The organism is Mesorhizobium sp. WSM4816 (assembly GCF_055811535.1).
Genome location: NZ_JBVVQR010000005.1, coordinates 40,272 through 60,183 on the forward strand (window position 1 = coordinate 40,272; position 19,912 = coordinate 60,183).

A 19,912-nucleotide genomic window follows, 5' to 3' on the forward strand; every position below is an offset into this window, starting at 1 on the left:
ATAGGCTCAACGGGTGATAGATTGGCCCGAGTTCGTCCCGCCCGCGAGAGACTCGCCTCCGTCAGCGACCAGTGCATGGCCGGTCATGTAGGACGACTTATCGGACACCATGAACAGAATGACCTCGGCAATCTCGTCGGTCGTTGCGAAGCGGCCCATCGGGACGATGTTGGCGATCGCGTGCTCCAGCGCTTTGCGGCCGCCGAGTTGGTCCGTGTAGGGATCGTTGAACGGCGTATCGACCCAGCCGGGGCAGAGCGAATTGATGCGGATGCCGTAACGCGCGACATCCAGTGCGATCTGGCGGGTCATGGTGATCGAGGCGGCCTTGCTGGTGATGTAGGCGGTCATCGCTCTGTCGAGGAAGACGCCGGAGTTCGACGACGTATTGAGGATGACGCCGCCGCGCTGTCTCTTCATGACCGGTAGGACTGCTTGGCAGGCGACGAACTGGGCATGCACGTTAACCGCCCAAGAGTGATCGAAACCGGCGCCGTCGATCTCCTCAACGCTGCCCGCGACCTGCACACCGGCATGATTGTGCAAGATGTCGATGCGCCCATGTCGATCGGCCACGTCCTGGATGACGCCGACGACGGCTGCATCGTCGGTGACGTCGATACGGATGGCCTCGCCGCGCCCGCCGGCGGCGGCGATGGAGTCGACCGTGCCACGCGCGGCATCGAGATCGCGGTCAGTGACGATGACCGTCGCGCCCTCGCGCGCCATGGCTTCCGATCCGGCCTGACCGATGCCGGAGCCGGCACCGGTGACGATGGCGATCCGCCCCTGAAGTATCATTCGATTTTCCCCTAGTACCGGCGGCGAAACAGATTGCGGCGCTCGTAAACGGCGACCGCTTCGTCGATCAGCGCCGCGATGGTGTGCGCGCCGTATTCGCGACGCAGCAGCTCGGCGCGCTCTTTGAGCAGATGGGCTTCGGGAATTCGGCCCGGCCGCAACATTTCATAGGTGTCCAGAATGAGGTCTTGCGGGACGGAGACGAGGTCGGCGGCGCGTTCGAGATTGAGCGCAAGCCGGTCGCGGCCCGCATCGCGGGCGATCGATGCGTGAAGTCTGAGCACGTCGGCCGAAATCCGGATGTCTTCGGCACCGATCCGTTCCGAAATCACTGCGTCGAGCGTCAAATCGGCAAGCGGCATGCCCGACGCCGACACCGCCTGATCGGGCGCGTTCTCGGAGATGGGATAGAGGTCGAGAGGGGATGTCACGGACGAAGCCCTCCTTGTCCGATTGCAAACGCGACATCGAGCGGCGGGGCATCCGGCACTACCAGCCCGGTCTCTATCGCGTAGAGCATGGCGACGCGCACATGGTAGCGGGCGCCAAGGGCCTGACCTTCGGTCGGCACGATGACGGGTTCCGGAGCGAGCCCCAGCGCGTGGAGCGCGGCGTTGCGGCCCATTGCGCGGTAGTGGTCGAGCGTCGTGATCGGTGCATTCGAGAACAGTTCGATGTTCATGTGCGGCAGCCGGTCGGCGCGGTGGATGACTGCGGTGCCCTTGGCCTGGATGCCGATGGCATAACCCGAGCCGGAGAGGCGCGCCGCGGTGAGGCCGAGGAAGGACGTGTCGGCGGTATGTCGGATGCGGACGAGGCGCGGCACGCCGCCGCCCTCGCTCACACCATCGGTCAGGGCCAGCACCACGTCGATCAAGTCGTGGCCGGCTGTCGTTTGCGTGAGCTCGTTGCCGAATGCGGGGCTGAGGCCAATCACCACCTCGCGCGGATCCGTGCCTTTGCCGGCCTCGCCGCCTGGAATCAGCCATGGCTCCGAGGTCGGGTCGACGCGACGCTCGCTCTCCAGCACCTTCTCGCGTGTCTGAACATCGCGCACGCCTCGGACCGCTTCCCATCTAGCTTCGGACATCCGATATCCGCTGCCCGGCCCCCGGTAGTCGTTGGGATCGTTGAGCGCGCTGATGACCTTGCCGTCGCGCAGGATGGCCGACGTCTGCAGATAGTCGCCGGAGATGCGCTGGCGAAGCATCAGCAATAGGTTCTCGGCCTCGCGCCCGAAGCCCCGTTTGTGCAGCGCCCGCACCACATCCACCGCCGTTAGTCCGCGATCGCGAATGGCTTCGCTGATGCGCGTGACCTCGCCTGTCGAGAAGGTTTCGGTATCGAGCGAGCCCGAGGCGGCGGCGACGGAGAGCATCCAGGCTTCCGGCACATCGGCGAGGCCAAGCTCCTGGAAGACGGCGGCCAGCGCCTTGATCGCTTGCATGCGGAGCTCGCGGATATTGCTCTCCTCTATGGGCGTCAGCCCACCATCCGCCTCGAGGTCACGCTGCAGAGCGAGGAAGTCCTCGACGTCCTCGCCGTTGAACAGGGATGGGTTGAACGAATTGTCGTATTTGCGGATCGATCCCATGCCGGAACACAACAGGTCGGAGCCGGCCATGAGGAAGGGCGTGATCTTGGCGCCAACCCGGATCTCGGACTCGCTGACGCGGGTGTCGTTGCCGGAGGCGCATTCAAGGCCGAGCCAGACGGCGATGAGGTTTTCGGCCATGAGCTCGCGCATGCCCCCCGCCATCGAGACGGTCAACGGCGCGCCGTCGATGCCGCCGTTCTGCGTTCCCTGTACGCCCATGGCGCGCTGCAGGCAGAGGCAACGGGCTTCCAGGTAGAGAACGGACTGATGTTCGTGAAAACCCATCAGCAGCTCGGAGGATGCGCCAGACGTGCAGCGTGCCTTGATGCCGCGCGAGGCGTAGGCGGCGGTGAGGAAAGCCTTGGACCAGGGTGTGTCGTCGCCATCGACGAACGCAGCTTCCGTGCCATAAACCGATACCGTCTCGGCATAGGAAGTGAAGCCAGCCATGCCGATGCGCAGCTCTTCCGCTTCCTCGATCGAGCACTGGAACAGAACGCCGCCACGCCCAACCGACGCGCCGACAGCGCAGGCGACGGCGTTGGCCCAGGAGTTTGATGCGACGCGCATCGTCGTCTCGATCTCGTCGAAGCCGAGCGCCACGGCAACGGCGGCGTCTGCTGCAAGCTGCAGAGGATCATCCTTGGCGTTGGTGACGTGTGCCTGGTTTCCCGGCGTGCGGCGCTGCCGCATTTTGGAATAGGCGAAGGTGATCTCCAGTGACGACAAGTGCGACACGACGGAAGCCAGCTTCGCCGGCGTCATGCCGCGAGCCAGCCGCTCGAGCCTTTCGCGCGGCACGTTGATGTCGACCAGCATGCGGGCGACTTCGCCCGAATCCATTGCCATCGCCTCATCGATCAGGCCGAGATCGAGATGATGTGCGGCGATGAAGGAATCGAGGATGTCGAAGTCGGCTTCCGGCTTACCGTCGATCTCGACCACGCGTCCGTTTTCGACTCGCGCCGACGGCGCGGGGTCCCACGGGCTGTGAAAGGTGGCAAAGCCCGCCTCCGGATCCTCCGCGGCAAAGCGGTCGTGCCGCAGCGGCCGCGTGTCCCATTCGTCGAAGCGGCGCCAGCGCGGGGGCGAAGTCATTGCGTCCCTCCCATATGTCGAGCGCTCAGAACCATCGCAGCCACACAAGCTGGATGAGGATTAGCACGATCACGTCCCAAAAGATCACCTCGCCGATCGTGAACCAGCGCTTCATGCGGTTGACGCGCCAGAAGCCGAGCCAGACGATCGCTGTCAGGATGAGCGGGACAAAGCTGGCGGCGGTCACTCGACCCTCTTTCCCGTGGCAGCGTCGAAATAGTGCAGCGCCTGCTTCGGGAAGGAGACGCTCACCGGCTGTCCCGGCTCGATCGCATCGCAATTCGTCTGCGTCCGCAGCGTGATTGCCTGCCCGCCCGCGTTTTGGAAGATCAGCAGCGTGTCGGGTTCGATCGCTTCTTTCACGTCCACGGTGAGCGTCATGGCTGCCGGTGCATTCGACGCCATGAATTCGATCTGCTCCGGCCGGATGCCGAGCGTGACCGGCCCGTCGGGGCGATCGACCGAGCAAGCCACCGCGCCAGCCTTGAATATGCCGCCTTTGACCACTCCGTCGATCGTGTTCATCGCCGGGCGGCCCATGAACTCGGCGACGAAGCGGTTGGCGGGCCGGCGGTAGATCGTCTTCGGCTCGTCGAACTGCACTAGCCGGCCCTCCTTCAGCACGGCGATGCGCGTCGCCAGCGTCATCGCCTCCTCCTGGTCGTGCGTGACGAAGACGAAGGTTTTGTCGAGCTTGCGATGCAGGCGGTTGAGCTCGGTGCGCATATGCAGGCGCAGCAGCGCGTCCAAGTTGGAAAGCGGTTCGTCCATGAGGCAGATCGCCGGTTGCCAGACCAGCGCGCGCGCTACGGCGACACGTTGCGCCTGGCCGCCGGAGAGCTGCGCCGGCTTGCGCTGCAGATAGTGGGCGATGCGCAGAAGCTCGGCCATGTCCTTCACCGAACGCTCAATTTCCGCGGCGGCCACTTTGCGGATACGCAGGGGATAGGCGATGTTCTCGAAGACGGTCTTGTGGCTGTAGAGTGCGTAGTTCTGGAACACCATGCCGATGCCGCGGAAGCGCGGCGGCACGTTGGTCACGTCCCTACCTTCGATCTCGATGCGGCCGCTCGACGGCTGCTCCAGCCCGGCGAGCAGGCGGCACGCAGTTGTTTTGCCAGAGCCCGAGGGCCCAAGCAGCACGATGAATGCGCCGAGATCGAAGTCGAGATCGAGCCGATCGAGCGCGACGGTGCCGTCCGCAAACCGCTTCGTCACTTCCTTGAACGAGACTGCCATTGGATGCTCCGCTGGTCCTTAGCCCTTCACCGCGCCGAAGGTCAGGCCGCGCACGAGGTGCCTCTGGACGAGAAATGTGAAGACGATGATCGGCAGGGTGGCGACCACTGCCACCGCGGCGACTTGCCCCCACAGGGTGCCGTGTGGCGTGATCAGGCCGGGAATGCCGACCGTCAGCGGCCGCCCCTCGAACGCCACGAGGATGAAGGCGTAGAGGAACTCGTTCCACGACATGATGAAGCAGAGCACCGCCGTTGCCGCGAGTCCGGGCGCGGCCAGCGGCACGACGATGTGCACGAATGCTCCAAGCTTCGAGCGCCCGTCCATCATCGCCGCCTCGTCGATCTCCTTCGGTATCTCGGCGAAGAAGCCGCGCATCATCCAGACGACCAGCGACAGATTGAAGCTCGTATGGGCAATCACCACGGCGTAGATCGTGTCGGTCAGGCCGATTGTGGTGAAGAACAGGAAGAGCGGCACTGCGATCGCGATCGGCGGCGCCATGCGCGTCGTCAGGAAGAAGAAAAACAGGTCTTCCTTGCCGGCGAAATCCGTGCGCGCGAACACATAGGCGGCCGGCGCGCCGATCAGGATCGACAGCGCAGTCGATCCCAGCGAGATGATCAGCGAATTGAAGACGAGTGGGAGATATTCCTTGTCGATGAAAACCGCCGGATAATTGGCGAAGGTCGGCATGAAGAACCAGGTCGGCTGCGTCGAGAGGATATCGAGGCGGCCCTTGAAGGACGTCAGCAAGATCCAGACGTACGGCGTAAGCGCAAGCACCAGTACGCAGGCGAGGATTCCGATCGCTAGGACCTTCCAGGATTTGCTCATGGCCTGACCGCTTGGTCCGCCGACTTCCAGTACACGGCCTTGTAAAAGATCGAGCACATGATCAGCACGACGAGGTAGACCATGAACGAGACCGCGGCGCCGTAGCCGAGGTTCCAGGTCTTGAAGTTGACGCGGTAGGCGTAGATCGAGAGCAGTTCCGACACGGTACCGGGGCCGCCGCCGGTCATGATGAAGACCTTGTCGAACTCTTTGAAAGCGTCGATGCCGCGCAGCAGAAGCACCAGCGCGATGATCGGGCGCATCAGCGGCAACAGGATGTCGGTGAACTGCCGCCACGGCCCGGCACCGTCCATTGTCGCTGCCTCGAAGGGCGAGCGCGGCAAGCTCATCAGCCCGGCCAGGATGATCAGCGTCACGAAAGGCGTCCACTGCCAGACGTCGATGGCGATGATGGTGGGCATGACGAGGCCCGACGACGAGAAGACGGCGCTGGAACGCGACAGCAGGCCAACGGCCCGCAGGTAGTGCGTCGCCATGCCGAAGTCGCCCTGCAGCAGCAGGCGCCAGATCAGCCCGACAGCGACAGGAGCTAGCATCATCGGCACCAGCAGCAGCGTCGTCAGCAGACGCTGCCGCTCGATGTAGCGCCAGATCAGCCATGCCAGCATGAAGCCGAGCAGGAACTCGATCGACACCGCGACCAGGACAAAGCGGATGGTACGCCAGAAGGACCCCCAGAAGATTGCATCCTCACGCACCAGCCTGCGAAAGTTGTCGAAGCCGACGAATACGCCCTTCTGGTCCGGATTGGCGAAACTCAGGTCGGTCATCGCCGTGTAGACCATGTAATAAAAAGGCCCCACGAGGAAGACGAGGACGAGCAGCGCCGCCGGCAGGATCAGTGGCATAGATGCGCCGCGGTCGAGCAGGAACTGTCCGCGCGAAGGTCGAGTGCCTTTGGTCATGATATGCCCGGCGTTCTCCCGCGGGTTGTCTTCCACGGGATTAGGATAGCAGCCCTCACTGCACCGGATATTTCATCGGTGCGCAGGCCCCGAGCAGCGCCGAGATCTCCTTGGCCGATTCATCGAGCGCCGCCTTTGCTTCCTTCTCGCCGGCGAGATAGGAGGACAATTCGCGGACCAGGATGTCGGTCATCTCGCTCGCCTGCGGGATGGTAGGCTTCGGCTTGGCCACCTCATTGGACGCCATCGAGGCCTTGGCATACGGCAGCTTCTGCACGTCAGTGGATGCATAAACATCTGGCCTTGCGGAAGCGCCGCCATTCAGATGCTGGTTGAGTTGCTGTTCGTACTCCAGCATCCACTGGATGAAGAGGTATGCGGCCTCCTTGTTCTTAGACGTCGTTGGAATGAGGTATGACCAGCCCTCCACCTGAGCGACCTTGCCGCCTTCACCCTGCGGCACGATGTCGAAACCCATCTTGCCGACGACCGTCGACACGTTCTCATCGACGGCAACGGCGTAGGTCGCGTCGTTCCACATGATGAGCTCGGCGACCTTGCCCTGCTGCATCAACGCCATGACGTCGTCCCAGAAGTAGTTGAGCGTGTCCGGTGGCGAGAAGGCCATCAGGCTCTTGTAGTATTCGGTAGCGGCAATGGCCTGCGGGCTGTTGACGATGACCGGGCCGCATTCGGAGCCCGACTTCACCTCCAACATGTCGCCGCCGAAGGAGTAGAGGAAGTTCAGCCACTCGTACCACAGCGCTTCGTGGCGCTTGCCCTGCAGTGCGGTGCCGTAGAGACCCTGGTCAGGGCGGTTGAACCATTCGGCGATGTCGCGATACTGCTTCCAGTCCTGCGCCGGGCCGAGGTCGTAGCCGTACTTGGCCTTAAAGCCGTCCATCTCCTTGGCGTCGGTCAGGAGATCGGACCGATACCAAGCGTACATTGTGAGCGCGGTGAACGGAAAGCCATAGGCCTTGCCCCCGTACCAAGAGATTTCCTTCCAGAGACCCTGGTACAGCTGTTCCTCCGGCTTGAACTCGGGGTCGCGCAGTGTCGCCGAGGTCATAAACTGCTCGATCGGCTCGACATGGCCGTTGGTGACGAACTTGCCGACATTGCGGTGCTGCTGGAGGATGAAGTCGTAGCGGCCGCGCTTTGAGTTGAGGTCGAGCATCACCTTGCTGGCGGTCTCGGACGCCTCATACATCTCGATCTCGACCGTGATGCCGGTGCGCTTCTCGAACTCGGGCGCCAGCTTCTTCATCGCCTCGAGCGGCGGCAGCGCCTCGCCGATAGTGCGGATCGTGGTGCCCTTATACGGCGCCGCCGCTTCCTCCAGCGTCCAGGCACCGGCCTGTCCGGCAATGCCGAGCGTCGCGAATGCCGCGAGCGCCGGTGCCGTTATCAACATGCGTAGGCGTGAACTGTCTCCAAACATCGAGATTCCCCTTGGTTAATTGTCGTTGCGGTGCTGTCCACATTGGCTGGGCTTGAATGCTGGTCCGCCGGGGATTGGCCGTGCCCGGCCGGCCGTGAGATCTGTGGCGTGTTGGCGGCGATCGCCATTCAGGTCCTCCACCACTGCACGCGGAATCGCCCGACTTGTCCGAGAGGCCTCAGGTCCGCAAGGCCTTAGGATGTCAGTATATGCTATCGACGCCTGCCTGCGTAGCTCTTGTTGCGAAGAAGGCATATTCCACAAACTTGACAAAGCATATAAGAGCATGCCGTTCGTGGGATATTTCCCTTACAGTGTAATCCAAAACGCATATGCCTTTCGGGATAGGAGCGACGGTGAGGGACGAAGCCTCTGAAGCAGCGTCAGGCAGGCGACTGCTGTCGCATCCCGAATGGTTCGACGCCCTCGGCGAACTTCTCGCGCAGGTGGGATCGCACCAGTTCCCGGACGCATTCGCCAAAACCATCCATCGTCTCGCACCATTCGACTACACGGTGAGTTTCGCTTATAGCGGCCCGGGCAAGCCGCTGTGCGTGCACCACACCTTCGCCCCGAAGCAGTTCGAAATTCACGTTCGAGAATACGAGATCGGGCCTTACCTACTCGATCCGTTCTATAAGGCGACGGCGAACGGCACGCGGTCGGGAGTTTACCGGCTGTCCGACCTTGCACCCGACCAGTTCTACAAGAGCGAATACTACAAGTCCTATTACGTGCAGACCGGACCGGTCGACGAGATCGCCTTTTTCACCCCCGGCAAGGACGGGTGGATCATAGCGACGTCGCTGATGCGCGCGCCCAGCCGCCAGAATTTCACCGCGCACGACCTGCGCACGCTCCGTATCGTCGAGCCCTTGGTCCGGCGCATCGTTGAGATGCACTGGCGCACCGACGAAAGGCTCAAGACCGCGACGCCGGTCGAAGACGACAAGTCAATGATGCGGCGCACCGTGCAGGATGCATTGGGGGCACGCGGCATGCCGCCGCTGACGCCACGAGAACTGCAGGTCGTCGGCCTCGTTCTTGAAGGTCACTCCTCCGAGTCGATCGCCAACCTGCTGGGCATCTCAGCCGGGACGGTCCGCATCCACCGCAAGAATATCTATGCCAAGATGCGCATATCCTCTCAGCGCGAACTATTTGCAATCTTCATCAAGGCGCCGGCGACCACCTCGTGGCCGGTCACGTCTGGGTAGGCCGGCGCCGCTATTTCGCGGCCGATCGACGAGCCAGGAAGATGGATGCTCCAGCTATGCCGCACAAGGGAGGTTGGCATGCCCTCGGCATGATGCATCCTACGTGTCATCATGAGTTGTGCTATGGCACTGCGCTGATGTCCGCGATTTCGGTCTTACATCAGGCCCAGCACCGCTGCGGCGACAACCAGATAACGCGAAACTTTCGCCAGGGCGACGATTGCGACAAAGCTCCAAAGCGGCTCGCGCAAAACCCCGGCGACCACAGTCAGGGGATCGCCGACGATCGGCATCCAGCTTAACAAGAGCGACCATCTTCCATAGCGACGATACCAGTTCGTGGCGCGGTTGAGCCTCGCCGGACGCAGTGGAAACCAGGGCTTGTCCCGGAAGCGTTCGATCCCTCGACCAAGTCCCCAGTTCACCGCCGAACCAAGGATGTTTCCTATGCTGGCGACAACAACCAGCATTGTGGGCGAGAAGGAACCGGTGGCGAGGAGCCCGGCAAGAGCAGCCTCCGACTGCGCCGGAAGGATGGTCGCCGCGGCGAAGGCAATCGCAAACAGGCCGCCGTAAGCGGCAAAGACATCCATTTACGTTTCGCCTTGCGGAGCAGGCGTCAGGGTTGCACGTCGATCACGACCATGAGTCCGCCACCACCTTTCCCTCAACAACATTGTTGTAGTTCGCATGATGCCCGATATCCGGGATGGATAAACACTTTTCCGGGCCGACGCGGCTGCTAGACGCGACATCGCCTTCCCCATCGCCCCAAAACCACAGGATAAGGCCTTCCGGTCGCTGGCAAGGTCAATAGCTTCCGCCAATGGCCTCTGAACTTTAAGGGGCACGGATATGCGGTCGGAAGATCAAGTCATAAGCAGGGCCCGTTACCAACTCCATCAGCCGCTCGGCGGCAAAGCCGATCATCTCGCGCAGGATATCGGCGTCGGGGGTCTTCTCTGCGAGCGTGCGCAGGTTCATCATGTCGCGGGTCATCGGTCGTTCCCTTCGAACCAGGTTGTGTCAGCACCCAACCCTACCGAAGAACATCGATGACCGCCGCTACGCCGCTCGCTCGCTACAGCGCTGTTGAGGGCGCGCTCGCGAGCGGCTTCGCTACCGCCGACCTACACCACGCGGTGGGACACGACCGACTGGCAGGCAAGGCCGAGCATGACCGTCTCGCAGTCTGCACTGCAGCGGTCTCAACAGGAACCGTCCAAATGCACCGTACTTTCCGGCGGATCTTAGCGACAATGTTGATTGCCTGGGGTGTCGGCTACGCTGCCGGCTACGCGCAGGCGCAAAACCCGCTCATCATTACGGCACCAGTCTCCGGTCAGACTATTGATGGGACGCTCTCCTTTTCCGGGACGGCTGCCGTCAACAGCATCACACGGCGCGGAACTATTCGCGGGCAGACCAATACGGGGGTCGAATGCCGAGGGACAACTACCATCAACCTTACCTTTTCGCGTGGAGAAGGAACGATGGTTTGCGGGCAACTCTCAACCCGATTCGTGTTCTCGCTGACCAGCAGACAACCTCCAGCTGGCACAGGAACAGGAATCCTTTCCGATGGGCGAAAAGTGGTCGTGAGAATAGGACGATGATCCCAAAGCGACAGGCACGTCCTCTATCGAGAAGTGGCGGGCCGATCGATGACCTCCCGCGCCGAAAAAACGCCAGCTCACGGAGAATAGGTTCCATGGCCGTTCTCTGCTGCTTGACTCTCAGCCTTTTTCGCGGCAGGTTTCGATCAATAGGTCAGACCAATTTACCGATCCGGGATCAGCCAGATGATTCCGTTGAAGTAGAACTGGGTAACAATGCCGATCCAGGCCGTTGAACCGCGTCGACTTTACCGACAGATCGCCGATCAGCTCAGGCAGTTGATCGACGCGGGCGAGTTCGCAGTCGGCGATCGGCTGCCGACCGAGCGCGAGCTGGCCGATCAGCTTGGCATCTCCCGCCCGACCGTCCGTGAAGCGCTGATCGCGCTCGAGGTCGAGGGGCGCATACGCATTCGCGTCGGCTCGGGCATCTACGTCACCGAACCGCCGCGTGCCGAAATTTTGACGGCAGAAATGGATGAAGGCCCGTTCGAGCTGTTGCGGGCACGCGAGTTCATCGAAGGGGCGATCGCCGCCGAAGCCGCCCTCCATGCTCGGCCGATCGACATCGAACATATGGACGACGTGCTGCGCCGCATGGAGGACATACCTCGCCCGACCAGGATGACGATCGCGCTCGATCGCGAGTTCCATACGATGGTGGCGGGCATTCTCGGAAACGCCGTTCTGGTGCGCTGCATCGGCGAGCTCTTCGATCAGCGCATGAACCCATATTTCGAACGCCTGTCGAGCTATTTCGAGAACAGGGAGTCCTGGCGGGCCGCCGCGGAGGAGCATCGCGCGGTGCGCGACGCGATCGCGGCGCGCGAGCCTGAACGGGCCAAGGCCGCGATGCAGGAACATCTGCGTCAGTCGCAACTGAGATTCTCACGCAATTTCGGTGAGAAATCCGCGGCCAGGGAGGCCGCGGGATAGGAGTCCGCCGACCGGGAGGGTCCTGTCGGCACCGTCAATCCATTCACAGGGAGGAATATGATGTTGAGGAAATACGCCGTTCTGCTCGGCACGATCGCTGCAATCGCTCTGCCCATGGCTTCGGCCTCTGCACAAACCGCGCTGAAATGGGCCCATGTCTACGAAACGTCCGAACCCTTCCACACAGAGTCCGTGTGGGCGGCAGAGGAGATCAAGAAGCGCACCGACGGCCGCTATACGATCGACGTCTTCCCGGCTTCGCAACTCGGCAAGGAAGCCGACATCAACCAGGGGCTGACGCTCGGCACGGTCGACATCATCATCTCCGGATCGAGCTTCGCCGCCCGCGAATACCCGCCGATCGGCGTGACCTACTTCCCGTTCACTTTCCGCGACGCCGATCACCTGCTCGCTTACACCAAGAGCGACAAATACAAGGAGTTGACCGCCGGCTTCGAAGAGGCCTCCGGCCATCACATCACCGCGACCACCTACTACGGCACGCGTCACACGACCTCCAACCGGCCGATCGAGAAATGCGCCGACATGCAGGGCCTGAAGATCCGCGTGCCTGATGTGCCGGCCTATCTCGCCATGCCGCGCGCCTGCGGCGCCAACACCGCACCGATCGCCTTCGCCGAGGTCTATCTCGCCTTGCAGCAGGGCACGGTGGAAGCGCAGGAAAACCCGCTGACGACGATCGACGCCAAAAAATTCTACGAAGTGCAAAAGCACATTATCCTGACCGGGCACATCGTCGATCATCTCAACACGCTCGTGTCGCAATCGCGCTGGTCGCAATTGTCGGACGAGGACAAGGCGATCTTCACCGAGGTGATGCAGGAAGCCGCCGCGCGAGCGACCAAGATCATCGTCGATCGCGAGAAGGCTCTGGTTGAAACCTTCAAGGAGCGCGGTCTCACCGTTACCGAAGTCGATCGCGCCGATTTCGAAAAGAACGTGATGGAGAAGGTGACGTTCGAGGAGTTCGGCTACCGCAAGGAGGACTGGGAGGCGATCCGCGCCGTCAAGTAACCCGCATCGATCCGGGCCCGGCGCGACAAGCGCGTCGGGTCTGTCGAGCCCGCTGTCCAACAGTGCCCGGAGCTTGCCGATGACCCAAGAGGTCCACACCCAGGTTACAGCAGAAGAACTGGCGCATGCCTTCGAGGAAGAAGCGCCGCCCATCGATCTGTCGCGATACGCGGTGGAGGACTGGGTCACGCTCGCCGTGTTCTGGGGCATGTCGTTCTGCGTGTTCCTGCAGTTCTTCACGCGCTACGTCATGAACAACAGTTTTGCCTGGACCGAGGAGATCGCCATCAACTGCCTCGTCGTCGTGGTCTTCCTGGGCTCGGTGATGTGCACGCGCACCACGCGCCACATCCACGTCGACGTGCTCTATCACTATCTCCCCGCTGGGGCGGGGCGCTACCTGGCGCTCGCGGTCAATGTGATTACCATTTGCTTCTTCGCCTACATGTCCTGGCTGCTTTGGCGCTATGTCGGGATCGTCCACCGCGAACGGATGGTCACCATCAACCTGCCGCGCAACGTCGTCTTCTACGCCGTCTTCGCCGGTTTCGTGCTGATGATGCTGCGCGCCATCCAGGTCTTCATCGGCAACATTCGCCGCGGCTACTCGGCGCTGGAGCGCCCCGCCGCGTTCGACGGATTGGGGGAATAGGCCATGCTGCTTCTGATCGGAGCCTTTCTCGTCCTGATGCTGATCGGCGTGCCCGTCGCTGTGTCGATGGCGGTGTCGTCGCTGCTCTATCTCGTCTTCTATGGCGTGGCGCCCGACATCATCGCCGCGCAGCGCATGATCGCCGGTGTCGAGAGCTTTCCGCTGCTTGCCGTGCCGTTCTTCATCTTCGCCGGCAATCTGATGAACATCGCCGGTGTCACCGGGCGAATCTATTCGTTCGCGCTGGCGCTTGTCGGCTGGATGAAGGGCGGCCTCGCGCAGGTGAACATCATCGGATCGGTGGTCTTCGCCGGCATGTCGGGCGCAGCCCTTGCCGATGCCGCCGGCATCGGCACCATCGAGATCAAGGCGATGAAGGACCACGGCTATCCCGTGGAGGCGGCGGTCGGCGTCACCGCCGCCTCCTCGACGCTCGGCCCGATCTTCCCGCCGTCGCTGCCCTTCGTCATCTATGGCATGATGGCCAACGTCTCGATCGGGGCGCTGTTCATGGCCGGCATCCTGCCCGGCGTCGTCATGACAGCGCTGATGATGGTGACGGTCGCGATCTTCGCCCACCGCCGGGGCTGGGGTTCGGACACGCCGTTCAAATTGAACCGGCTCGCCGCCGCCTCGATCGAGGTCGCCGTCGTGTGCTGCTTTCCGCTGGCGGTTTATGTGCTTGTCCAGACGGGACTGTCGCTCAACATTGCTGTTGGCATCGTGCTCGTCATCCTGATCGCCTGCGACTGGTATTTCGACTTTTCCGCCGTCATGGCGTTGATGACGCCGATCATCCTGATCGGCGGCATGACCATGGGCTGGTTCACCCCGACCGAAGCGGCCATGGCCGCCGTCATCTGGTCGTTGTTTCTCGGGCTCGTGCGCTATCGGACGATGACACTCGCAGCCCTCGCCAAGGCCAGTTTCGACACGATCGAGACGACCGCGTCGGTCCTCTTCATCGTCACCGCGGCATCGATCTTCGCCTGGTTGCTCACGGTCAGCCAGGCGGCGCAGCTGTTCTCGGTCTTCATCACATCGCTGACCGAAAACAAATGGGTGTTCCTGATCCTGGTCAACATCCTGATGCTGGTCGTCGGTTGTTTTCTCGACACGATCGCCGCCATCACGATCCTTGTGCCGATCCTCCTGCCGATCGTGGTTCTCTACGGCATCGATCCGGTGCATTTCGGTCTGATCATGACGCTCAATCTGATGATCGGTCTGCTCCATCCCCCGCTCGGCATGGTGTTGTTCGTCCTCTCGCGGGTCGCAAAACTGTCGGTCGAGCGTACGACCATGGCAATTCTGCCCTGGCTCGTGCCGCTGATCGTCGCGCTGATCCTGATCACCTTCGTCCCCGCCATCACGCTGTGGCTGCCGACGCAAATGGGGCTGATCCGTTGATCGACAGTCCAATCGCCGCGACGCTTTTTGGCCCTGAGGATCTGCGCGTCGTCGAGCATCCGCTCGGCCCGCTCGCGCCCGGAATGGTGCGCGTGCGCTTTGGGGCCGGCGGCATCTGCGGTTCCGACCTGCACTATTTCCGCCACGCGCGGACCGGCGATTTTGTCGTCAAATCGCCGCTCGTGCTCGGCCACGAGGTCGCCGGCGAGATCGTCGAAATCAACGCGGACGCGCCAGGACTTGCCGTCGGTGATCGCGTGGCGGTCAACCCGTCGCGCTGGTGCGGACAATGCGCCCGATGCGCAGAGGGCCGCGCCAATCTCTGTGAAAACATCTATTTCATGGGCTCGGCGTCGAAAACGCCGCACATGCAAGGCGGTTTTGCCAGCCTGTTCGATGCCACGCCGGCGCAATGTGTCAAGGTTCCGCATGCTGTCGCCTACAAGGCGGCGGCGCTCGCCGAACCGCTCGCCGTCAGCCTGCATGCCGTGGCGCGGGCCGGCGACATTGCCGGCCGCAACGTCATCCTGATCGGCGCCGGCCCCATCGGGCTCCTGACCATGCTCGCCGCCAGGCTCAAGGGTTGTGGCGAGCTCACCGTCGCCGACATAGCCGAGGCGCCGCTCGCCTTCGCCAGCAAACTTGGAGCAAACAGGACGATCAACCTGTTCGGCGGCGACGACGAACTCAAGGCGCTCGCGGCCGACAAGATGATCGATGTCGCGTTCGAGATTTCAGGCACCGCCGCGGGTCTCGCAGCGGCGATCGCCAGCGTCCGGCGCGGCGGCACGGTCGTTCAGGTCGGCAATCTGCCGGGTGGTCAGATCCCGGTGGCCGCCAATGCGGTGATGGCCAAGGAAATCAATCTGAACGGCACGTTTCGTTTCGGGGCGGAATTCCACGAGGCCGTCGACCTCATCGTCAGCAGGAATATAGATGTCCTGAAGCTGGTGACCGCCGAACGCCCCCTCTCCTCGGCCTACGATGCGTTTGCCCTGGCCGCCGACCGCTCGCAGAGCGTCAAGGTAGTGCTGACCGCCGACTGAGGCGTTTTCCCGGCGCCTCCCCATCAGGGGTCGGTTCCGGTAGGGCGAAATGGCCCTCTCAGCGCTCTGCTCCTTCGGCCACAGATAGTAGCCGGCCAGTAAAAAATGTGCGCCCAGGCAAGCGGCGAGATGTGCGCCAGAAGGTCGGGCGCTACATCGTATCCCTCGTTCCGTCGTTCCGCGACGGCGTGGCCGAGGCGCGAGCGTCGCGCCATCAATGGCAGCGCGGTCACTTGGTCCCGATGCCAATATTGACGGGGTTTCTCAGGATGGCCGAGCCGTCATCGCCGGCCCGGTCGCGCACCATGCGGTCGAGCGTCTGGCGAATGACTCCGCGCTCGCTTTCGCTCAACGCGAGGCTGCCAAGCACTTCCTCGACAATTGGATTGCTCCACACGATCCAGTCCCATAGCTCAGCACCTGAGTTGAAGACCGTGCTTTCGGTGATCGTCTCGACAGTGACGTCCTTCAGTCCGGCCTTCGCCAGCTCGCGGGCAAGCCGCTCCGGATCGCTGAGCTGAAACGGTAGTGGCGGCGGGTCCATTGGCGGACCATTAAACCCCGGGCGTACTGATTGAACGGCCCCGACCAAGAATGCGAGGAAGTCGATTCGATGCGGGTCGCCATAGGCAATGACCAGCACCCGCCCTCCAGGTTTGACAACCCGCGTCATCTCCCGAATGCACCTCGGCATGTCGGGAAAGAGCATGACCCCAAACTGAGATCCCGCGGTGTCGAAGCTGTCGTCGTCAAAGGCAAGCGCATGCCCGTCCATTACGCGGGTGTCGATTTCCAGGTTTTCCCGGCTGGCGCGCTCTCGCAGCAGGCGGAGCATGACGGGAGACTGGTCGACAGCGACCACCTCGGCACCGATCCGAGCTGCCGGAATACTGAGCGCGCCGCTGCCGGATGCAATGTCGAGAAAGCGCCTGCCGGGGCGGAGCCCTGCCCTGACCAGACTCTCATTGCCAAGCCAGATCTGTGTTTCGGTATTCGTCCGATCGTAACCCGAGGCAATTCGGTCCCAAGCCTCGCGTGTGTCCGGCAGCGCCTGAGGAACCGCGGATTCGGCCTCGATAAGCGCAGCGCGCAGCACCTTTACAAATGCGGCAGGCTGTTCGATCGGCGGATCATCGGCTGCGCCGTCGATAATGTGGAGCGGCCACCCAAAACGGACGCTCGCGGCTTCCGCTACAGGCAATGGGGTGGCAAGATCGTGCCGCCCCCAGATCAGGAAGGTCGGGATTCTGATGCGTGCCAGTTCTTCTGATGGGATTGCGGGAAATCCGAATTGCTCCATCAGACTTTGCTGGGTCGGCTTCAACTCTGGCGCCTGCGCGCGATCGAGATTGTAGGCTTGCAGCCGCTCCCAGCTCTCGCCCATATGATTGCGCAGCGCGTCGAGGTCGAAGGCGCACTGCTGCCAGAGGCGGTCATGGTTTTCCGGACTTGGCTCCGTGATGAACGCGGCGAGGGCCGCACCGAATTCAGGCGCCGGCTGAAACGGCGCGAGGCCGAGCGCATCCGACAGCACCATGCAGCGGAGCTTGTTACCATGCTTGGCGGCAAAGCGGGCGGCAATTGCGGCGCCGAGAATTTGGCCGACAAGAATGGGCGGTGTCGGGCAGGTGCGTTCGATGAGTTCGCCAAGCCACGCGAGCACACGATCGGAATGAACCGGACCCTCGATTGTCCCAGACGCGCCATGGCCCGGCAGATCCGGCGCGATCACGTGATGTGTTCTCACAAGCTCCGGGAGAATTCGCAGCCACTTTGCTGCATGTTCTCCTGGGCCGTGCAACAGCACGATCGGTGGTCCCGCGCCGCCCTCCAGTAGCTCGGTTGAGATGCCGGCCAATTCGAGCCGCCGTTCGGCGATCGGCAGCCCGGTGAGCAGGCGCTTGCGGGCAGCTTCTCCGGATATGCGGTTCGATTCAATAGCCGCCGGGGTGGCGGTGTAACCTTCAACGTGAAACATCATGGCCTCCCTCCTGTTGATAGTAAGATTTCGTCTTGCACGTGCCGCCTGGCCGCTTGGGCTGCTCACGCGCTGGAGCGCGCGCTGCGAGCGGTTGACACGCTGTTCTCGGCTCGCGCGAGCCCCAATCCGAACCACAACGTCCAAAGCGCCACACAGAATCGGTATGTGACATCGCTTCCTCCTTTCATCGTGGCCGGATGTTTGCCGCGCGATCACCGAGTCCGTCCTGCAGTCTGCAGGCGAGTTGCGCCGAGGCGCCGCGCATCCATAGCCGACAGGTGCAAGCTTAGGGCGGAAGGGAGGGCGGCGCTTCGGGCGAACCACCCAATGGCGCCGATGACGGCATGGGTGATTCCACCCATGCCGGGCGCGCTTAGACTAGGCGATGCTCGTAGGCCCAGGCGGTGGCGGCGGTGCGAGTGGGAACGTCAAGCTTGTTGAAAATATTGCTGACGTGCCTGTCCACTGTCTTCCCGCTCAAATGCAATTCGTTGGCGATTTCCTTGTTGGTTTTACCGGAAGCGATCAGGCGGAGAACCTGCAGTTCGCGGGCAGAGAGGCCGCGGGCTTCGTCCGGCCGCGTGTCAAGCAGTGTATCGATCCGAGAAACGTCGGGCGTGGCACCAAGCTGCTGAAATACTGTCCGGGCTGCCTGCAGCTCCAGTACCGCACCGTCGTTGTCACCGAGGGCGCGGCAAGCCAGGCCCATTATGACGCCTACGCGCGCTGCTTCGTATGGCGCGTCGACTTGCTGCCACGCCTCGATTGCCTGGCGCAGCCAAATCGCCGCGGCTTGCGCTTCGCCGTCTGCCAGTTCCACCGCTCCCCGCGCGTGAGCGCCAAGGGCGCGCAACGGTTCGGTTCCGTAACTTTCTGCAGCGTCCGCCAGTTCGTGGCAGGCGCGTCGTGCTTCCTCGATGTCGTCAGCCGCCAGCATGATCTCGACGTGAGCAGGCAGCAGCCGAATGCGCTTCACTTGGTCGGTCGTCGCGGCCATGACGCGCCGGCTTGCCGCCGCAGCCGCATCGATGTGCCTTTCGGCCAACCGCAACAGGGCAAGGCCCGGCTGCGGTTCGAAGCCATATTGGCTTGCATTCCGATATGCCTGCTCGGCCGCGTCAACGTCTCCGCGAAGGCGGTGTACTTCCGCCAGCTGGTACCACGCCCCAGCCGTATCTTTCCGATTGTTCGACTGCGTCAAACGCTCCACGGCCTGCTGAGCTTCGTCGATCGCGTCCTGCCATGCGCCGCTGAGCCGCTTGATCTCGGAGCGATGTATCAAGCAGGTGCCGCTGAAACTGACCAGCTGGGGCTGTTCGGAGCACCATCGTCCGAGAGCGGAAGTCCATTCGCGTGCGCGGCCCAGAGCATGGACTTGCTGACACGCTTCGATCACGCTGCAGTAGATCAAGCCGGTAAGCAGCGGCGACAATTCGCCGGCCGTGACCGAAACCATCGCCTCGTCGAGGAGCGCGAAACCTTCCGCGGTTCGCCGCTGTCGCAACAGAACACGGCCCTGCAAGTGCCGTGCACAGACCACCAGATCCACGTCCGCAAAGCGCTCGCCAATCTCAATTGCGCCGCTCGCCGCAGTGTAGGCCGCCTCAAGGTTGCCCGAAGCAAGATGCTGTTCGACGTGGGGCAGCATCAGGTATCCCTGTTCGGCACAATCATGTGGCTCGCGTTCGAGCAGCCGATGCGCCCGTCCAAACCAGCCGGCCGCCTGAGCCATCTCCCCACGAAAGACAAGGCGCAGGCCACGCCAGAAGGCGCAGCGGGCGGCCCGATGGCACTCGCCCGCGTCCAGATATGCATGATGGGTTCGCTCCAGGGCCCGCAGGTACTCCTCGTCGCGCCCGGTCAAATAGGCCGACATCGCCAGCCGTTCGAGATCGTCTACTGCGAGCGGAGCCGCTTCGCCGGCGCGCGCGATGAACCGATAGGCGTCGTCCCACGCCCTTTCTTCGTAGGCCTCACGACCGAGGGCGAGCTGATCCGTCTCGTCCAAGGACCCGCTGTTGAATTGCTGTCGATCTGACCTGCCCATCGGCGTTGGTTCCGGAGACGAACAGAAATC

At 62.7% G+C, this 19,912-nt stretch carries 18 protein-coding genes; 6 read left to right on the top strand and 12 right to left on the bottom strand.

From position 1 onward, the window contains the following. Positions 1 to 6: 6 nt before the first annotated feature. The 8 genes from AC0L3H_RS08005 to AC0L3H_RS08040 are packed head-to-tail and all read right to left on the bottom strand — an operon-like array spanning position 7 to position 7,942. Entirely contained in the window at positions 7 to 801 is a 795-nt protein-coding gene (locus AC0L3H_RS08005) for an SDR family NAD(P)-dependent oxidoreductase (RefSeq protein WP_473490141.1), read from the bottom strand. Positions 802 to 812: 11 nt separating this feature from the next. Next, positions 813 to 1,232 (bottom strand): diol dehydratase small subunit, encoded by a 420-nt coding sequence (locus tag AC0L3H_RS08010; protein ID WP_473585093.1) that lies wholly within the window; start codon positions 1,230 to 1,232, stop codon positions 813 to 815. Continuing rightward, positions 1,229 to 3,496 (bottom strand): propanediol/glycerol family dehydratase large subunit, encoded by a 2,268-nt coding sequence (locus tag AC0L3H_RS08015; RefSeq protein ID WP_473585094.1) that lies wholly within the window; start codon positions 3,494 to 3,496, stop codon positions 1,229 to 1,231. Before AC0L3H_RS08015 ends, AC0L3H_RS08010 begins: the two co-directional genes overlap by 4 nt. A gap of 25 nt (positions 3,497 to 3,521) precedes the next feature. Next, on the bottom strand, positions 3,522 to 3,683 hold the full coding sequence (locus AC0L3H_RS08020; RefSeq protein ID WP_473511774.1) for a hypothetical protein: 162 nt from the start codon (positions 3,681 to 3,683) through the stop codon (positions 3,522 to 3,524). Then, positions 3,680 to 4,735, bottom strand: a complete 1,056-nt coding sequence (locus AC0L3H_RS08025; RefSeq protein WP_128168211.1) for an ABC transporter ATP-binding protein — start codon at positions 4,733 to 4,735, stop codon at positions 3,680 to 3,682. The genes AC0L3H_RS08020 and AC0L3H_RS08025 overlap by 4 nt, the downstream gene beginning before the upstream one ends. An 18-nt stretch (positions 4,736 to 4,753) precedes the next feature. After that, positions 4,754 to 5,572 (bottom strand): carbohydrate ABC transporter permease, encoded by an 819-nt coding sequence (locus AC0L3H_RS08030; protein WP_473585095.1) that lies wholly within the window; start codon positions 5,570 to 5,572, stop codon positions 4,754 to 4,756. Beyond that, the gene (locus tag AC0L3H_RS08035) at positions 5,569 to 6,498 is read right to left on the bottom strand and encodes a carbohydrate ABC transporter permease (RefSeq protein ID WP_473585096.1); all 930 of its coding nucleotides are present in this window, start codon (positions 6,496 to 6,498) and stop codon (positions 5,569 to 5,571) included. The genes AC0L3H_RS08030 and AC0L3H_RS08035 overlap by 4 nt, the downstream gene beginning before the upstream one ends. 55 nt (positions 6,499 to 6,553) lie before the next feature. Then, complete coding sequence (locus AC0L3H_RS08040; protein WP_473585097.1) at positions 6,554 to 7,942, bottom strand: ABC transporter substrate-binding protein; 1,389 nt, start codon at positions 7,940 to 7,942, stop codon at positions 6,554 to 6,556. Between the two features lie 356 nt (positions 7,943 to 8,298). Here AC0L3H_RS08040 and AC0L3H_RS08045 point away from each other — a divergent pair, with 356 nt between their 5' ends. After that, positions 8,299 to 9,159 carry a helix-turn-helix transcriptional regulator gene (locus AC0L3H_RS08045; protein ID WP_473490149.1) on the top strand — a complete coding sequence of 287 codons (861 nt, stop codon included), beginning with the start codon at positions 8,299 to 8,301 and terminating at the stop codon, positions 9,157 to 9,159. 155 nt (positions 9,160 to 9,314) lie between these two features. On the opposite strand, the gene AC0L3H_RS08050 is transcribed toward AC0L3H_RS08045, so the two are convergent. Then, positions 9,315 to 9,752, bottom strand: a complete 438-nt coding sequence (locus AC0L3H_RS08050) for a YqaA family protein (RefSeq protein WP_473585098.1) — start codon at positions 9,750 to 9,752, stop codon at positions 9,315 to 9,317. A 247-nt stretch (positions 9,753 to 9,999) separates the two neighbouring features. Beyond that, positions 10,000 to 10,158: a hypothetical protein gene (locus tag AC0L3H_RS08055; RefSeq protein WP_473490444.1), complete on the bottom strand. Its 159-nt coding sequence runs from the start codon at positions 10,156 to 10,158 to the stop codon at positions 10,000 to 10,002. 833 nt (positions 10,159 to 10,991) lie between these two features. Here AC0L3H_RS08055 and AC0L3H_RS08060 point away from each other — a divergent pair. The 5 genes from AC0L3H_RS08060 (at position 10,992) to AC0L3H_RS08080 (ending at position 15,854) form a co-directional block, all read left to right on the top strand. Next, positions 10,992 to 11,711 carry a FadR/GntR family transcriptional regulator gene (locus AC0L3H_RS08060; RefSeq protein ID WP_473490151.1) on the top strand — a complete coding sequence of 240 codons (720 nt, stop codon included), beginning with the start codon at positions 10,992 to 10,994 and terminating at the stop codon, positions 11,709 to 11,711. A 60-nt stretch (positions 11,712 to 11,771) separates the two neighbouring features. Then, complete coding sequence (locus AC0L3H_RS08065; RefSeq protein ID WP_128168184.1) at positions 11,772 to 12,746, top strand: sialic acid TRAP transporter substrate-binding protein SiaP; 975 nt, start codon at positions 11,772 to 11,774, stop codon at positions 12,744 to 12,746. Between the two features lie 79 nt (positions 12,747 to 12,825). Further along, the gene (locus AC0L3H_RS08070) at positions 12,826 to 13,398 is read left to right on the top strand and encodes a TRAP transporter small permease (RefSeq protein WP_023798555.1); all 573 of its coding nucleotides are present in this window, start codon (positions 12,826 to 12,828) and stop codon (positions 13,396 to 13,398) included. 3 nt (positions 13,399 to 13,401) lie between these two features. Beyond that, positions 13,402 to 14,808: a TRAP transporter large permease gene (locus AC0L3H_RS08075; RefSeq protein WP_473490153.1), complete on the top strand. Its 1,407-nt coding sequence runs from the start codon at positions 13,402 to 13,404 to the stop codon at positions 14,806 to 14,808. Then, positions 14,805 to 15,854 (top strand): L-idonate 5-dehydrogenase, encoded by a 1,050-nt coding sequence (locus tag AC0L3H_RS08080; protein WP_473585099.1) that lies wholly within the window; start codon positions 14,805 to 14,807, stop codon positions 15,852 to 15,854. Before AC0L3H_RS08075 ends, AC0L3H_RS08080 begins: the two co-directional genes overlap by 4 nt. Positions 15,855 to 16,083: 229 nt before the next feature. Here AC0L3H_RS08080 and AC0L3H_RS08085 read toward each other — a convergent pair whose 3' ends face one another. Together AC0L3H_RS08085 and AC0L3H_RS08090 are read right to left on the bottom strand one after the other, a co-directional pair. Beyond that, positions 16,084 to 17,835, bottom strand: a complete 1,752-nt coding sequence (locus tag AC0L3H_RS08085; protein ID WP_473585100.1) for an alpha/beta fold hydrolase — start codon at positions 17,833 to 17,835, stop codon at positions 16,084 to 16,086. Positions 17,836 to 18,208: 373 nt separating this feature from the next. Next, positions 18,209 to 19,843: a helix-turn-helix transcriptional regulator gene (locus AC0L3H_RS08090; protein WP_473585101.1), complete on the bottom strand. Its 1,635-nt coding sequence runs from the start codon at positions 19,841 to 19,843 to the stop codon at positions 18,209 to 18,211. Between the last annotated feature and the right edge of the window lie 69 nt (positions 19,844 to 19,912).

Bases quoted from the DNA above. Each gene is read 5' to 3' on its own strand.
- AC0L3H_RS08085 (WP_473585100.1), bottom strand. From the start codon at position 17,835: ATGATGTTTCACGTTGAAGGTTACACCGCCACCCCGGCGGCTATTGAA.
- AC0L3H_RS08035 (WP_473585096.1), bottom strand. From the start codon at position 6,498: ATGACCAAAGGCACTCGACCTTCGCGCGGACAGTTCCTGCTCGACCGC.
- AC0L3H_RS08050 (WP_473585098.1), bottom strand. From the start codon at position 9,752: ATGGATGTCTTTGCCGCTTACGGCGGCCTGTTTGCGATTGCCTTCGCC.
- AC0L3H_RS08025 (WP_128168211.1), bottom strand. From the start codon at position 4,735: ATGGCAGTCTCGTTCAAGGAAGTGACGAAGCGGTTTGCGGACGGCACC.
- AC0L3H_RS08060 (WP_473490151.1), top strand. From the start codon at position 10,992: ATGCCGATCCAGGCCGTTGAACCGCGTCGACTTTACCGACAGATCGCC.
- AC0L3H_RS08005 (WP_473490141.1), bottom strand. From the start codon at position 801: ATGATACTTCAGGGGCGGATCGCCATCGTCACCGGTGCCGGCTCCGGC.
- AC0L3H_RS08070 (WP_023798555.1), top strand. From the start codon at position 12,826: ATGACCCAAGAGGTCCACACCCAGGTTACAGCAGAAGAACTGGCGCAT.
- AC0L3H_RS08075 (WP_473490153.1), top strand. From the start codon at position 13,402: ATGCTGCTTCTGATCGGAGCCTTTCTCGTCCTGATGCTGATCGGCGTG.
- AC0L3H_RS08015 (WP_473585094.1), bottom strand. From the start codon at position 3,496: ATGACTTCGCCCCCGCGCTGGCGCCGCTTCGACGAATGGGACACGCGG.
- AC0L3H_RS08055 (WP_473490444.1), bottom strand. From the start codon at position 10,158: ATGACCCGCGACATGATGAACCTGCGCACGCTCGCAGAGAAGACCCCC.
- AC0L3H_RS08040 (WP_473585097.1), bottom strand. From the start codon at position 7,942: ATGTTTGGAGACAGTTCACGCCTACGCATGTTGATAACGGCACCGGCG.
- AC0L3H_RS08065 (WP_128168184.1), top strand. From the start codon at position 11,772: ATGTTGAGGAAATACGCCGTTCTGCTCGGCACGATCGCTGCAATCGCT.
- AC0L3H_RS08030 (WP_473585095.1), bottom strand. From the start codon at position 5,572: ATGAGCAAATCCTGGAAGGTCCTAGCGATCGGAATCCTCGCCTGCGTA.